Genomic DNA, 15,335 nt, shown 5'->3' on the forward strand with positions numbered 1-15,335 from the left:
TGTGTCACTTCCAATCATATTTTGGATATACGGCGTTGCTGTATCAACAATATGTAAAATATTTATAAAATCAAAATTTGCAGAAAGATTTTTTGCAACCATATATCATAATTATGATTTAATTGGAGTAAAAGTTGTTGGAATAGCATATGATACATTTTTAATTGTATATACAATAATTATTTGTATTGGTGTATGGAGAAGTGCGAATAAATATACAGGCCATTTCATATGGGCAGCAATAGCAAAATTCTTTTCTATTTTATGGATGCTATCCATAATAATCATTGTTGCAGACATATTTAGCCTTATCAATATGCGACTTCCTGGATCCACAGAAGAGTTACCTCAATGGCGTCTTGAAGGATATAAAAAATCCATAGATTCTCTTATTAACCCTTGACATCACCAGCGTTTTATGGCGTCCTCTCCCTACGGAGCCTGAGAAACTCCCACACAACGGACGCCAACCCGTGAGCTTTGGCTATTTTTGTGCCCTGTCAAGGCTGTCTAACGCCTTGGGAGTGGTGTATGCTATGACCATCATGGGTCGGGAGTAGGCTAATACAATACCCTTCGGGGGAATAGGCCTGGCTGTTTGTGTGCAGTTCTCAGCTCCCGGCCCTTTGTTATTCTGCAAGGGCCAATGAGAAAACACACAGAGGTTTACCATGTCACAGGCCCAACTCATTCCCGAAGCATTTTCCCCTTCCGTCTCTCTCCACTCCGGCCGCCCGGCCACCACGTCCCTTGAGGTTGCTCAGTTTTTTGGAAAGCGTCACGACCATGTGATGCGCTCTGTCAGAGATTTGATGGATAACTGCCCGGGAAAATTTACTGCCCCCAATTTTGGGGTGAGTGAATACATCGATGAAACAGGCCGCTCCCTGCCCATGTTCATCCTCTACCGCGACGGCTTCATGCTGCTGGTCATGGGCTATACCGGCAAGAAGGCCCTGGCCATGAAGCTGGCCTACATCGAAGCCTTCAACCGCATGGAAGAGGAACTGGCCCGGCAGAAGGAAGCCGCCCGCAACATCACCCAAGACATCGTGGACTTTCCTGGCACCCTCTCCATCACGCCGTCCAGCGTGGCCGACCGCAAGCCCCTGCGGGCGCTGGTAGGCTCGTGGGCAAAGCTGTCCAACGCGCCCTTTGATGCCTGCTGGAACCAGCTCAAGGCCGCCTTCAACCTCGCCAACATCAAGGAGCTGCCGCAGGAGTGGATACCGGATGCGTTGGCGTGGGTGCAGGCCAAGATCGACGCGCTGCCCAAGGCCCTGCCGCCGCAGCCGGAGCGCCTGCCCCTGTACCGCAACGGCTGCTTCTACCCGCCGCACCGCGACCGGAGCCACGTCCCCGGCCCACAGGAGGCCGCGCTGCTGGAGCTGTGGCAGGACTGGACACGGCGCGAAGCCGACCTCCGGCAAGAGTTCATGGCCATGCTGCGGGAACTGGACGCCCGCCGCGGCGACCTGTTCAGCTACGCCGTGTCCGACCTGGGCCGCAATGCTGATACCATGTTCAGCCCGCAGTGCCTGCTGGACAGCCTGTTCCAGAGCCGCACGGAAGCCGAACAACGCTTCAGCCAGGCATTGGATGACGCCAGACTGCACCTGCGCCTGAGCCTTAACATGGCCGTGGCGCTGGGAAGGTAGGGGCGGGATGCTGCCCTGGAATCCACGGCAAGGGCCATGCTGTCGCTGAAGGCCGTTAGCCGTTAAATGTTTTGACAAGAGCTACCCAAAGTAAAAACACTTGACACGATATTGCTAGGATGCTTACAAAAAAAGGGCGGAAGGTGCTGGTAACACCATCCGCCCTGCGCGAACCCCGCGCCTCCCCAAACATGGTGGAACATATTTGAGCAAGCGGCCCCGGTAGTTCGGCAAAAACTACCGGGGCCGAACCTTATCCAATATCGCTAGCTGCACGAACGCAGCAGGACAGTCAGGAGAAGGGCCACAGCTCCGGCAGTGACCTTGATGGACACGCTGATCTTCAGCATGCACACCACCTCCTCACGGGGCAGGACTTCGCGCTGTCTGGGGAGGCAGACGGAGTATAGGGGAAAGCGACGGGGCCTTCAAGAACATTCCAACGGCCCCGTTGACTTCTCTCCCGAAGCTGACTATCTAAAAAGAAAGGGGTGGTGAGTGCTGGTAACACCCGCCGCCCCGTGGGGCACGTCCCCCGACATTTTCACAACATCGGTTTTAGCACCCCGGCAGAGTGGCACCTCTACCGGGGTGCGGCGTTTATTTGGTCAACATATGTGCTACCAGCGCCGCGAGAAGGCTAGCCAGGAATCCGGCCAGCACATCCCGGAGGAAGTGCTTCATGGGTGTATCCTCCTTTCGGAGAACGCGCCCACACAAGCCTGATACCAAAAAGCCACAGCCGCCGCAACGCAATCAAGTCTCCGCTTCGGTCCACTGGAGCACATCAAAGGCGGATACCCTGCACGGGTTCGGTCCTCCCGTGTGGGGCCGTGGTGCGGTGCCTATTCGCCGCGCCGGTGGGGGCGTTGCAGCGCCCCCGCCTCTAGCCTCTATCAATTCCCGGAACGCGGCATGATCAGGGACAGCGGCGTTCCTTCGCCCTTCATCCATTGCTCATAGCCACGCTCTGCCCGGCGCGTCACCGGACCGACAGGGATCTTCGAGATGTAGCTGCCCAGATCAAGGGCGGACATCACCAGCTTTTCCCCGTCAATATCTCCGCCACGGGTAGCCTTGCCGCCCAGCCCTGCCATCTTCCCCGCCAGTTGCAGAGGCGTATCCAGCGCCGTCGAAAGACCGGCCCGGCGTCCGCCGCCTGCCCCCATTGCAGCCACGAGCATGTCGGCAGCGGGGTTGCCAACAACAGGGAAAGCCATGGCGAACTGCCCCATCGTAGTAGACAGCGCCAGCTTGGCCAGCTCTTCGTTGTCATCATCCTCACCGGTGAACAATCCCTGCGCCAGTCCCTTCATGACCACCATGGCCAAAGCAGGCAGCAGCATGTCGTACAGCTCCATGCGGGCAAATTCCCACTTGGTCACCCGGCCCCGCTTCACGCCCTGCCACATGTAGCGCGTGCGCTGGGCAAACTTCGTCGTGGCCCCGGAAAAGGCGTTGAACAGCCGGACGATGCCCTTGTCACGGGCAAAGGCCGACTTGCTCAGGGCGTCGTTGTCCGGGTTGGACTGGGCGATGATCTTGTCCGCATAGGCCACGGCCTGGCTGTGGTACTCGGAATCCCTGTCCATCTTCCAGCCCGCCGTGCCCCGCAGCTCTTTCATCTTTTTGTGGTAGGCCCCTGCCCAGATGGCCGTGGTGACAGCACAGTCCGCCGCGGCGATGGGCAGCATGCCCAGATTCGCCACGTCCTCCCAGGTATAGACCTGGCCGTCACGGATCAGCGTCATGCCCCGCCCCGGCTCGAACTTCATGGCCTTGCGGGCCAGGTCATCGTCGATATTGCGGAAGCGGCGCTCCATGTAGGGGCTGGCCGCGAACACCTCCCGCACCAGGCCCATGCCCCGTGTACCGAGCTGGGCCAGCCCGCGCGAGACGTTGACCAGCCCCACGTCGCCAACGGCCGGGAAGACAGCCGTCAGCTGCATGAGGGCCGTATTCAGGTTCATGGACAGCGCATAGTAGACCAGGTGCTTGCGGGCCTTTTCAGCCGCCTTCAGCAGCGAGCTGTCAGGCACGGCTTCATCCACGACAAGGCCTTTGAGGTTGGGCCGGAACCGGTCGTAATCCTGCATGCCGAACACCCGCTGGTATTCGGCAGCGAACGTCGGATTATTGATGATCCTGTCCGCCATGCGCACGTCGTATCCCAGTTCGATGAAACGGGCGGAATCCACCAGATGCTTCTGCAGCGCTTGGACGCCAAGCCGCAGGGAACGGCCCGTATGCGTGACACGTCCCATGGTGAAGCCCTTGCGGGCCGCCGGGATGCCGAAGATGCCTTCCGAACGGTCGAGCACGTCTTCCTTGCCTTCCTGCGCCCGCATCTTCATATCCAGACGCGGATCGTACTTGATGGGATAATAGCCGCCGGGCAACCGCACGGTCTCGTCCCCAACGCGCACGGCGAAGGCCCCGGGCTCGATACCCTGTGGGGCGAAACCGTAGAGCCTTTTGTGCGCGGCCTGCGTATCGGCCCACTGGCTGCCCAGCACGTCCCAAACGCCCTGGATGGCCTGCCAGTCAGCGGCGGAAAGGATACCGTCCCGGCGCGCCCTGCCGGCCGTCATCTGCCCCATGGCCGCCGCGTCCAGCTCAAAGAGCGTGGCCGCCGCATCATCGCCCAGCAGCAGCGACACCATGTCATAGGTGAGCCCGCCCTTCCCGTTCCCATCGATGTAACTGGAACGCAGACGCTCCCGGTTGCCGGTATTGCCCATGTTCAGAGCCATGCCGATGACCATTTCCGCCGTCCATCCAGGATCGCCTGCCTGCCTGATGGCCTCGGGCACAGGCACTACGGCCCCCTTCTCGTCCCGGACGTTCAGGGTCTTGCTGCCGTATTTCTTTTCCCAGGCCTTGGCGCTTTGCAACAGACGCACCAGATGCGGCATGACGGCCTTGTGCATGCTGTTCAGGCGGGCATGGTAACGGTCCGTGGCCGCCCGCAACGGACCGTAGACTTCACGCTCCATGACGCCTTCCGTGCTGCCGTCACGGCCCATGACGTTCTGGAACCCGTCGGCCTTGCGGCATTGCCATTCGATGGTGTCGATGGAGGAAAAGCCCCTGTCCAGATCGTCGCCCAAGGAATCCCGGCGACTGGCGTAGTTGGTCTTCATGCCGCTCATGGATGCCGCCGCCTCATCGGCGATGGCCTGCACACGGGCACGCAGGCTCTCCTTGCCGGTGCGGCTCTGCTCACGCCCGGAATGCACCAAGAAATCCAGCAGATTGCCCACCTGCTCCACCTCCAGCGGACGCAGCGCCTTCCAGTCCAGCGCCATGCCGCGCCGGGCTGCCGCTGGATCAGGATTTGCCAGATCCAGCAGCCAGTCCGGGAACAGGGGCATGAGGTCGATGGCTTCCGTATCGTCCACGCTCTGCTGCACAAGATCGCGCAGCTTCATATCGCCGGACTGGGCATCCCAGGCCTGTTGCGGCGCGGGCAGGCCAAAGGCGGACACAAGCTTGCGGATGGCTTCCGTCTGGGCCGCAGGATACGTCCCCGGCTTGACGCGGGCCGCCTTGCGCGCCTTCTTCTGCACTGTGTCCACCAGCTCGCGGACCTTGCGCACTTCCTGCATCATGGCAAAGGCGAAGCGCGCCCGTTGCATGGCTTGCACGGCTTCAACAGGTTTGCCACGCTGCACGGCACGGGAACGCTCGTTGAGGGCCCGGCGCAGGGCGGACACGAAGCGCTGCGCATCGAGCTGGGCCACAGCCATGTCCGCCACTTCCCGGCGGGCAAGGTCCCTGTAGTACCGCTCGGGCAGGCTCTCCTGCTCCATGCGCCGCGCCGCGTCCTGCTCGTTCTGCGCCTGCCGGTCTTTGCCCAGCCTGCGCATGGCCTTTTCCACTGCCTCAAGGTACTGACCGTAGGCATCGCCGGCCAGCAGACCGTCCTCGGGCGATATGGCACGGTCCTGCTCCGCCAGGGCCTGTTCCGCCTGACGTGCCGCCAGCTTGTTCACGCTGCCGTCCTGCACGACGATGACGTCATAGATCAGGTTTGCCAAAGCGTCGGCATCACCGTCCGTCAAGGGGTACTGCATGGCCAGAGAATCGACCGTATCCCCCCGCCCCCTGGCATTCACCAGCCTGGGCATCTTTCTGGCGATGTCCTTTACCATGTCTTCGCCCAAGTATTCCACGAGGGAATCCCGGTTGATGCCGCCTGTGCCGGCTTCGCCGTCCGTCAGGGGTTTGTCCCTGCGGGACACTTCCCGGATGAACGTCCAGAAAGGCGAGGCCTGCAAACTCTCCTTCGCCTGCGCGAACGCCGCACGATACCGTTTGCCGCGCTCCCGGGCCACGGCCCTGTCCATCCTGGCCGTCACTTCGGCTTCGGCCCTGTCACGCAGGTCTTCAAGCTCCCGGCGCTCCGCGGCAGTCAAACCGGCATCCGCAAGGAACTCCTGTTCCAGCTCAAGGGCGGCCCGCAGCGAAGGATCGTTGCGGATCTGTTCATCCGTCGCCAGCAGACGGTCGAATACGCGGCGCACGTCGTCGTCGAGGTCAGCGCCGACATACTGGCGCCAGCTGGCATACAGATTTTTCAGCCAGCGCATCATGCGGGAGAACACGCCGTCCAGCTCCTTCACAGGGGCCCTGCCTTCCCCAAGATACTGTTCAAAGCCACGTGCCGCGTATTCCTGTACCTCGCGCCACTGTTCTGCGGTCAGGCCGCCGTCTTCGGCCATGCCGGCAAAGCGTCGCAAGGTCGCCATATCCCGCCGGGCCTGCGCCAGACCATCCAGATGACGCACATAGCCGGACAGCATCCGCTCCACGGGCAGCAGCTCGCGTCGGCGCTCCGTGTTCTGCTTGCGTGCAGCGGCGATGTCCTCACGCATGGAGGCACTGTCAGCTCCCCTTCCGGCAGCCGCGGCAGCGTCACGCAGACCGGCCTCGCTGTCTTCCAGGGACGCCAGCTCTTCACGGACATCCCGCAGCATGGCTCGGGCCCCTTCGGCGTCCACCTCACCGGACAGGATGGTGGCAAAGGGCGTCGCATCGCGCCCGGACTGCTCAAGATCGGCCCGAAGACGATCACGGGCGATACTGCCGTCATCCGCCGCCACGCGCCGCAGATCATCCACGAAGATATGGGCCGTCTCATGTGGGATGGACGACATGTCCGCGCCCTTGAAGATGCGGATGGCCGCTGTCCGGGAATCGAGCCTGATCCGGGCACGGTCTTTTCCGGCGGTATCAGGCTGGAACAATATCTGCCCCGTCCCGTCATTGACGCCCAAACGTTCCCGGAGTATATTCATCACATCACCCCGGTTCGCTCGGGCTGCGTGTACCACACTACCATCTGGAAAGCGGTCCGCATTGAGCGAGTCGGGGGAAATGCCCCGATTGGTCCGGTGTCCCAAGGCTTCTTCGGAAGTGTCTCGGCCCGGCTTTAGCCAGTCGGGGCTGATTATTTTTGTCAGCTCGTGATCGTAGAAACGGTTGCCGGTTCTGTCTTCCCGCAGCACGAAGCCAACCACATAATCCTGACCGTCCAGCCTGATCTTGTTCGCAAAGATATGCGACATAAGACCAGGCTTTTTCTCTATGGAATCAAGATGGATACCGCTCTCGATGATTTGCGGGATGAAGGGCACGGATCGGGCCAGCAGCTCATCATACCCATGATGAAGACTGGCCTTGATACCAGATGGCGTTACCTGCACCCCCCAGCCGGTATCCGCATTGGCGACCGTCGTCCCCTGGGGAAAGGCGGTACGCGCCCAGTCATGGACGGCCTTGCGCATATTCCGGCTGTCCGCATCAATAGCCTTTCCCGGCCCGAACCACTGCGTGCTGTCGGCCTCGATCAGGGGCATGGCCGCAAAGCGCTGCTTGAGGTCTCGCGCCTCCGCAGACGGCTGATACAGCGCCGCATTGCCCTGCCGCAAATTGACAAGGTCGGCGTCTGTATATATCCTGTTATCGGAAGTATTGGTTGCGGCTACGTCTTTCAAAGACCCCAAAGGGGAAGCAGCCCCGGCGGCCCGCAGCCAAGGCTCCATTTTTTGCCCGTTCACATAACGGGCATTTTTTTTGAGCTGCCGCATGAACCAATGGTTGGAAGGTACGCCGCCGCTTTCCTTGCTGTAGGCACTTTTTACGATGTTGACATGCGCCTGCTTTCTTCCCTTCGCCACATCCAGAGCCACCGGCACCACCACCGTCGCTCCGTTGGCGTCGGTGAGTTCCAGCATGAAGACCAGGTCGCCCTTGGCCCTGCCCGCCGGGCTGTCGGAATCGAACACGGCGATGGGGTCAGCCATGGCCGCCGGGATCTGTTTCCACATCTCCGGCGTCATGTTGGGATGCGTGCCGTCAAAAACGTGCGGCGCGGCATAGATGCCGCCTTGGGCAGCGGCCTTGCCGGTCACGGTATCCCTGCCCAGCAGTTGCATGACCAGCGGCGTTTGCCCCAGCATCTTTACCGGATCGGACGGAAGTTTCCCCGCCGCCACGATGTTGTCCACGGCCACACCGAAATCATGGACGTCACGTTCCAGGCTGGCGCGGGCAGCATCCCCCATGGGCGTCTGTTCGTACAGCGCGGCCTGCCTCAAGGCATCACCATCCGTGTCTTCACCCGCCAGCCCCACGCTTCTCCGCCGCATCAATCCGGCGGCATCCACGCCGTAAGCCGCCTCGAAAGCACGGGCCTGCGCGGTGTTCAGCTTGCCGTAGATCTCTGCGGCCTCCTTGCCCACCAGTGGCACCATCTCCCGTACCAGACGCTGCTCTTCCTGCCGTACGGCATCCGTCCTGCGACGACGCTGCCGCGCGTCTGAAAGGGCCGCCTGCACTTCGTCATTGACATCGATCAGGCTGAGTTCCCGCAGGTTCGGAGCGCCCGGTGTCTGGCGCAGGATATCGTTCACGGCCGTCATCCCTGCGGAATCCAGACGGGCATGCACCCGGGAAAGCTTGACTTCCAGATCGACCCCGCTTGCGGCCGCCTTTCGCGCTTCCTCAAGCGTGATGCCCAGCGGCGTGAGCACGTCCCGCCCCTGTCCGGCCAGATCGAGTGCCGCCTGAGCCGGGATGTACACGGACTGCGCCAGAACGTCGGAAGCGTGGTCCAGCGCATCTTCCATGTAATCCGGAGCTATCTGTTTTGTCTGGCTGGCTTCCACGGCGTCATGCAGGACCGTGTTCTGTTCGGCGAATGCCTGGGCATCCCTAGATGCGCGACGATCGGCGGCAATCTTTCCAGCTCCACCAATTAGGCCAAAAGGCATGGAGACAAATCCCTCATACCATCCTTGCCTGGTCATCTCCCAGAAGTTGTCAAAAAAAAGCCTTACCCCTTCCTCAAGAGTCGTTCCGTTTTTCTCGGCAAGGCCCCAAATACGTGCGGCTTCTTCCGGGTAGGTTTGCAGCCATTCTGTCACGAAGTCAGTACCGACTGCTATGCCAGCATTCTGAAAAATTTGCCGGGCACCTGATGCCTTGAAGATATTGAGGAACTTCCCTGTGCCAAGGGCATCAAGCGGAGCAGAAAGCCCGGCTGTTGCCGCAGCGGCCATGAAAGCCCTGTCTCTTTCGACATTTTCCTGACGCAAAGAGCGATATTGCGAACCGCCTGTCTGGGCCGCGCCAAACATGACGGCACCCAAGGGGCCACCGGCGATATAGGACAAGACGCCACCAGCGAACTGCGGCAGGGCTCTGACTACGTCCCCTGCATAATTTTGTACGGCGGAGTTAGACTCCAGGGGGGCAGGCCGCCGCTTTTCACGTTGCTTCGCAAGTCGCTCCACTTGATCGGCAAAATCATTCGCGCCCAATTTGCCCGCGATAGCCCCAACCGTAGCAACGATATTTTCAGCGGTATCCTCGCCACCTTCTTTCAAATATGTTCCCAAGGCCTCCCAAAATCCTGGCTCATATTGCCTGATTTCCCCAAAGGCTTTGGCCGTGGAGAACACACCGGCCAGCCCGTCCGTATCGTCACGGGCAAGGGCGGCCCGCTCTTTGGAGCGTGCGGCCCACAGGGCAAAGGGGCTGTTCTGTTCTATCCTTCGGGCCTGGGCTTCGCGTTGCGCGTATTGCAGGTCAGCCTCGACCACGCTGTCGGGCAGGCCAAGCTGCAGGGCGGTCGCGCGGGCGGAGGCCACACGTTGCGCGGTCACGCCGTCGGCATCGGCCACTTCCAGGGCAGCACGGATGGACGGTCCATGCGACGGAAAAAGCTCGGGGGGCATGGTCTGGCTCATGCATCATCTCCTTCCACAGGAAGTTCCCAGTTTTGGGCTGTACCTTCCGTCAGCGCCTTGCCGTAACGGACGCCGCCACTGTCCCAGGCACCAAACCAGCCACCACCTTTCAGCGTACCTTGCATCATGGCACGGGCTACATACTGCCGTATCAGGGCCGGTGTCAGGGCTTTGCCTCCCCCCTCCTGCTGCAACTGCATGCGCACGGCCTCATACAGCCATTCGGGGACATCAGCTTTCTTTTTGTCGGGATTCAGCGTCAGGAAAGCCTCATTGACCGATGTTTGCCTGAGCTGTCCGGCATTGCCGCCGTCATCAAGATACGTCAGAGCTTTGTTCGTCTGTTCCGTCGTCATGCGTCTGTCATAGGCGAAGGCATAGACCTCATCCCGCGTCATGGGATCCCCCAGCGTCTGCCGCGTGTCTATCTGCGTACGCAGGTCATCCAGGGCGCGCATGTTAAGCTCATTGGTCTTCAGCTCCCCATTGTAGTCTTCCAATGCCTGCTTTCTGGCCGCTTCAGAGGCGGAAGAGGACAGCACCCGCTGCCGGAACACCAGAGGAGATTCCCCGGCCTGTTTCCCGGCCTGCACCAGCTCGTATGCTTCTCCCATGACCTTGGCATCATCCCGCCTTTTTTCAAAAGCCAGCTCGCTATTGACCAGACCAGCCATCTGCGCCCGCTCTTTCATGTCCGCAATGCCGTCAAGGCGGCTGTACAGTTCCGCCGTCCGCTCTTCAGGCGCAAGCCCTTTTGTCTCGGCGATCCACTGCCCGACCCTGTTGGTGACGGCCTCGGCTCTGGCACGTTCCGCCTCGGCCCGCGCCCTGCTCTCCAGTGCCCTGGCATGGGAAGCGATGGATGCCTCGACCCGGTTCACCTCCCCGCCCAGCAGGTCACGATATTTGTCCAGCGCCCCGCGGGCACCGCTGATGTCATCGTGGGCAAGATAGCCTTCGATGATGCTGCCCGCCGTCTGGCTGTCCAGGCGGGAGAACAGCGCCCGGTTGTCCATGCCTGGCCGCATCCCTTCGATGCGCTGGCGCAGGGCGTCCCGGTTGAACTCGATCAGTTCCTGGTTGTCGTAGTTCTGCGCTACGAGCTTCCGGAACTCCTCCATATCGCCCTGCAGCACGGATTCTTCCCAGGCGCTTTTCTGCTGCCGGCCATAGGCCTGCCCCTGTTCGGTGAAGTGCAGGGCCGCCCCGGACGCCTGTTTCATGAACATCTCCGCAAAGCGGCCGGAAAACTTGTCATCCTGCAGGCGACGCTGTACGGCCGCACGGGCGAACTGCTCGAAATGCTGCCCGGCCCCAATGGCATCCTGCCCCTTGTTTTCGGCCATGTAACGGTCGCGCTCCGCATTGAGTTCCTGCTGCATCCCCAGCAAGGACTGACTGACGCGCGTGGTCTCGTCCTTGACGTATTCCTGGATGGCGATACCGGTGAGCTGCTTCCCCGCCGCCAGCACGTCCGCCAAAAGGCTGTCCTGCGCCGTACCGCGCACGTCCCGGATGGCTCCGCGCGGCGCGCCGGGGTCTATGGGGCCCGCCTGGATGCGCCGGGGGCCGGAGTCGTAGGTCTGTACCCTGATGGCCATGTCTCCCCCTATTTCCACACCGTGCCGCGAGCCTTCTTCGAGAACTCCAGCGCGTCCTTGACCGGATCATTGAACAGGTCTCCAAAGAAACCGCCTTCGCCCCCAAAGCCTCCCGCCGTGGCGTAGGCGCCGATGCCGCTGGCCAGGCCGGAAAGACCGGCCGTCAGCAGGGTGCTGCCCAGCCCCTTCACCGAATTGCCGTACCAGCTGGCGGCCGCGTCGTAGTTGGCGGCGTTGGTCAGGCTGGCTTTGACGTTCTCGTCCGTCTCCCACTGGTTGACGGCCTTCTGGTAACGGTTCAGGCCCACATCCCCGGCATAGCGGGACGCATTGCCGGAAAGCACGTCCATGGCGCTGCCGCTGCTCATGTCCACGCCCAGGGCACCAAAGCTGGCCACGTTCCCGGCCTGCAGGTCGGCATATTGCCGTGTCAGGGCGTTACGCTCGCGGTCAAGGTTCTCGGCCTCGATACGGCCTTTCTCCGCCGTGACCTTGGCCTGGTTGCGTGCGGCCTGGGCCTGGGCCTCGGCCATCTTCTTGTTGTACTGGGCCTGCCGGTTCTGCTGGCTGGTACTGGCGATGCTGCTCAGTGCCGACAGGCCGCCCATGGTCAGGGCCAGGGTCATGGCTCCCATCAGAACGTCCCTCCTCCGGTATAGGGAGAAATCTCCAGGGTGGTGACCAGCGCCAGGATGGTCAGGGGCGTGGCGCTCTGCACCTGGAACACCAGGGGAGAGGCCGCCGACCAGCCGGCACAGGTATCGAGGTCAAGATCCGTTCCTTCGCTGAAGAACGGTGTGGTGGCGAACAGGCCGCCGGTGATGTCGCGGTCGATGATGGGGGCCAGGCTGTCGCCCACCCCGGCCAGGAAGGACATGCTGCGGTAGACCCGCGCCCGCACGGCAAGGATCTTGCGGTCATGCATCAGGCTCCATCCCTGCTGCGTCTGGAGCTCGGGCAGGTTGGGCACCACGCGCGAGACGTAAGGCAGCCCCACATGGACGGACGTGGCGGCCTGCCCCAGCGTCAGGCTGCCGTCGGCCGAGACCTCCAGCCCGTCGATGGTGCCGCCGTCGGCAAAGACCTGCACGGCCTGTCCGGCCAGATGGGCAAGGCCGTCAAAGCGCGCGGCCGCCTCGCCCTGATAGTCCAGGGCGCTGTCCAGATAGTAGGCCTCGGCCAGATCGTCGCTGTCGAAAAAGGGCTCCAGCCGCTCCACGAAGACCTGCCCGCCCCGCCGCACAAGGAACCACACCTGGTCGTCGGGCGTGCCGGGGATGCCGGCCACGTCCACAAAATCCCCCGCCGTGGTATGGCGGTGCCAGCCCACGATCTCCTGTTCCTTCATGTAGGTGAGTCCGGCCAGCGTGCCGTCGGAAAGGACGCTCCAGAGCACGGCATAGGGCTCTTGCTGCCAGCTCCAGGCCACCACGTCCACGTCCCTGAGCATGTGCCGGGCCAGGATGTTCAGGTCCTGCCCCAGGTATTTGTCGGCGCTGTAGTTGTAGGCGAACTCCCGTATGGCCCCGGCGCCGCGCTGCACATAGAGCACGCTTCCTCCCACGGAGAGGGCCGCCACGGCATCGCTGCCGCCGTTGGTGGTCTGGAGCTGGAAGGATGCCGTGGCCGGGGTCAGGGCCACGCCCTCGGAAGGCTCCAGCGTCCATTCGCTGCCTTCCGTGCCAAAGGCCAGGGCGCTGCGGTCAGGCTGCAGCCAGACGATGCGGCTGGCCTGGGTGGCGGCCAGCGTGACTTCGATGGCGTCGTCGTCCTTGGGCGGCGTGGACTTGGCCATGCTCTCGAACTCGCCGGAGCGGGAAAGCCAGATGGTGATGGGGCGGCTGTTGCTGGCGGCAAAGCCCAGGCGCTGCTGATGGAAGAAAACCTGCGAGGGATAATTGCCCTCGCCCTCGAAGGGGTCCTCGTACTCTGGGGGCGTGTCTTCGGTGTCCGCGCCGATGTTCTTGTCGTCGATGTAGGTCTCGTCCGCGCCACCCTTGCCGATGTAGCCGAAGACCCCCATCTTTTTCTTGTACACCCGGTAGCCCGTGGCGCCCTCCACAGCCTCCCAGCTGATGCGGATGTGGAAATCCACGCTGTTGAGGGCTTGGGCCGAGATGCTGGCCGGCTCGGAGGGCGAGGATTCCTGCCCCTTGTCGTCGATGGCCGTGACGCAATAGGTGTAGTCCGTCTTCTTGTCCCCCTCCGGGGTGCCCACCGTGGAGAGCGCGGGCTTCTTGGGCGTGGCAATGGCGGGCATGAAGGTCAGCTCGGACCAGCGCCAGTCGTCGTCGGCATGGCGTGCGAGCTTGCGCGGCGCATAGCCAGGATGCGCGAAGTAGATGACGTCTGCCGACTGGGCATAACGCACCGCCCGCAGGTCGGCGGCGGCGAAGGGGGACTCGAATATCTTGGGAGCGCCCTCCTCGTCCGCCACCACGCGCCCGTCCGGCAGCCAGACCCGCATGGCCCTGTCGCCGAACTCCAGCATGCGGCCCTGCGTGGCGCTGAAGACAAAGGGCACCAGCCTGCCGCCGTCGCCCAGGGCCGTTCCCAGGTAGCGTGTGCCGGGCCTGCGCGTGACACCGCCCTGCGGCATGGGCACGAAGTTGCGCATCTCCCGCGCGCCGGTGCTGTAGCGGGGCTGGTCCACGCGTCCGCGCAGCAGGGGCGAGATCTCGCCGCCGTTGAGGACGTTCTGGGTATGGAAGACCGGCATCAGCCCACCCTCCGTTCCCCAAGGAACACGGACGGCCACGGCGCCGCGGGCGGGGACGCCTGGGCGTCATCCTCCACTTTGGCCCTGTCCAGTGCCTGTTCGAACATCTGCAGGTAGCCTTCCGCCTGCGCGCCGCCCTGGGAGATGTAGGGCGCCATCTCGAAGGCCACGCGCCAGGCCAGCATGTCGGCGAACAGATCGGGAAAGGTCGTCACGAGGCCGCTCACATAGGTCAGCAGCACCCCATCCGCATCGGTCTCCAGCCTGTCCCCCACGATCTCGAAACGGACGTCAGGGCCCGGTCGTGCCGTGAATGGGTCAGGACGTGCCGCCCCCACCACACGCACACTGTCGGACGGCAGAACGAAGGCGAAGGGCCACGGCCCCTGAGCGGCCTCTGCCGACAAGGCCAGACGCTGGCGGCGCAGGGCGAACGACCACGGGTACAGCGACAGACACAGGGTACGGCATTTGTCATAGACGGCCCCCGCCACCTGCATGGCGGGCGTGTCCTGAAAACCCGCATTGCCCATCCGGGCGCCCACCCGGACAAGGGCCGTGTTGAGGACGGACGTTTTGTTCTGCATGGCGTTATTCCTTTTGTGTGGCAGGGCATCCGGCCTGAGACCGGTGATGCCCTGCCTGCAGGCAGGAAAATATAAAGTTTTACTTTAAGTTTTTACGCGAGCGATGGCAGCATCCGTGCAGGATCAGATCGCGCCCGCCTCTTCCCACTGCCACAGGCCTTCCGTGCCAGGCGTCCAGACGCAGGCGGGCATGTCGGCCCTGGCCAGCCAGAGCTTGCCTTCGTAGCTGTAGTAGCTGCCGTTCTTCACGTCCATGCCGTAGAGGAAGGCGAAGGGATGCTCCCGGCTGCCATCCGGTTCGTCACCGGTCTCCGGGTCCACGGACAGCGGACGGTACACGGCCAGCATCCCGGTGGCATCTGGGGGCTGATTCTCGATGGCGGTCACTTCCTGCATCACCTCATAGACGATGCCCTTGTGGGCCAGGCGGTAGCCCTTGGCGTAGGTCTGGCCGGCGGCCCAGTCCGCGAACAGCCCGGCCCTGGCGAAGGTGGCGAACTCGGCGGCGGCGAAAG

At 62.4% G+C, this 15,335-nt stretch carries 8 protein-coding genes and 1 pseudogene; 2 read left to right on the forward strand and 7 right to left on the reverse strand.

The annotated features are described in order from the left end of the window. Nucleotide 1 precedes the first annotated feature (1 nt). The gene (locus DESPIG_RS13670; RefSeq protein WP_006005871.1) at nt 2-403 is read left to right on the forward strand and encodes a hypothetical protein; all 402 of its coding nucleotides are present in this window, start codon (nt 2-4) and stop codon (nt 401-403) included. A 268-nt stretch (nt 404-671) separates the two neighbouring features. Beyond that, nucleotides 672-1,658 (forward strand): Rha family transcriptional regulator, encoded by a 987-nt coding sequence (locus DESPIG_RS12790; RefSeq protein ID WP_006005873.1) that lies wholly within the window; start codon nt 672-674, stop codon nt 1,656-1,658. Between the two features lie 896 nt (nt 1,659-2,554). Here the strand turns inward: DESPIG_RS12790 and DESPIG_RS05215 are convergent. The 7 genes and pseudogenes from DESPIG_RS05215 to DESPIG_RS05240 form a co-directional block, all read right to left on the reverse strand. Further along, nucleotides 2,555-8,935: an LPD3 domain-containing protein gene (locus tag DESPIG_RS05215; RefSeq protein WP_246118374.1), complete on the reverse strand. Its 6,381-nt coding sequence runs from the start codon at nt 8,933-8,935 to the stop codon at nt 2,555-2,557. A 672-nt stretch (nt 8,936-9,607) separates the two neighbouring features. After that, a pseudogene (locus DESPIG_RS14530) lies at nt 9,608-9,913 on the reverse strand (hypothetical protein); the annotation flags it as partial. Beyond that, a complete protein-coding gene (locus DESPIG_RS05220; RefSeq protein ID WP_006005876.1) occupies nt 9,910-11,514 on the reverse strand; it encodes a hypothetical protein in 1,605 nt (534 codons plus the stop codon). The pseudogene DESPIG_RS14530 and the gene DESPIG_RS05220, both read right to left, overlap by 4 nt. Nucleotides 11,515-11,522: 8 nt before the next feature. Next, complete coding sequence (locus DESPIG_RS05225; RefSeq protein ID WP_006005877.1) at nt 11,523-12,149, reverse strand: virion core protein, T7 gp14 family; 627 nt, start codon at nt 12,147-12,149, stop codon at nt 11,523-11,525. After that, the gene (locus DESPIG_RS05230; RefSeq protein ID WP_006005878.1) at nt 12,149-14,233 is read right to left on the reverse strand and encodes a phage tail protein; all 2,085 of its coding nucleotides are present in this window, start codon (nt 14,231-14,233) and stop codon (nt 12,149-12,151) included. Before DESPIG_RS05230 ends, DESPIG_RS05225 begins: the two co-directional genes overlap by 1 nt. Beyond that, complete coding sequence (locus tag DESPIG_RS05235; RefSeq protein WP_006005879.1) at nt 14,233-14,820, reverse strand: phage connector family protein; 588 nt, start codon at nt 14,818-14,820, stop codon at nt 14,233-14,235. The genes DESPIG_RS05230 and DESPIG_RS05235 overlap by 1 nt, the downstream gene beginning before the upstream one ends. A 123-nt stretch (nt 14,821-14,943) precedes the next feature. Continuing rightward, a partial coding sequence (locus tag DESPIG_RS05240; protein WP_006005880.1) for a hypothetical protein occupies nt 14,944-15,335 on the reverse strand: 392 nt, incomplete at its 5' end.

Origin of the sequence: Desulfovibrio piger ATCC 29098, from assembly GCF_000156375.1 — a bacterium.
In the GTDB taxonomy this organism is placed as follows: domain Bacteria; phylum Desulfobacterota; class Desulfovibrionia; order Desulfovibrionales; family Desulfovibrionaceae; genus Desulfovibrio; species Desulfovibrio piger.

Excerpts from the sequence above, each read along its gene's own strand:
- DESPIG_RS12790 (WP_006005873.1), top strand. The coding sequence starts at position 672 with ATGTCACAGGCCCAACTCATTCCCGAAGCATTTTCCCCTTCCGTCTCT.
- DESPIG_RS05215 (WP_246118374.1), bottom strand. The coding sequence starts at position 8,935 with ATGCCTTTTGGCCTAATTGGTGGAGCTGGAAAGATTGCCGCCGATCGT.
- DESPIG_RS05220 (WP_006005876.1), bottom strand. The coding sequence starts at position 11,514 with ATGGCCATCAGGGTACAGACCTACGACTCCGGCCCCCGGCGCATCCAG.
- DESPIG_RS05225 (WP_006005877.1), bottom strand. The coding sequence starts at position 12,149 with ATGGGAGCCATGACCCTGGCCCTGACCATGGGCGGCCTGTCGGCACTG.
- DESPIG_RS05230 (WP_006005878.1), bottom strand. The coding sequence starts at position 14,233 with ATGCCGGTCTTCCATACCCAGAACGTCCTCAACGGCGGCGAGATCTCG.
- DESPIG_RS05235 (WP_006005879.1), bottom strand. The coding sequence starts at position 14,820 with ATGCAGAACAAAACGTCCGTCCTCAACACGGCCCTTGTCCGGGTGGGC.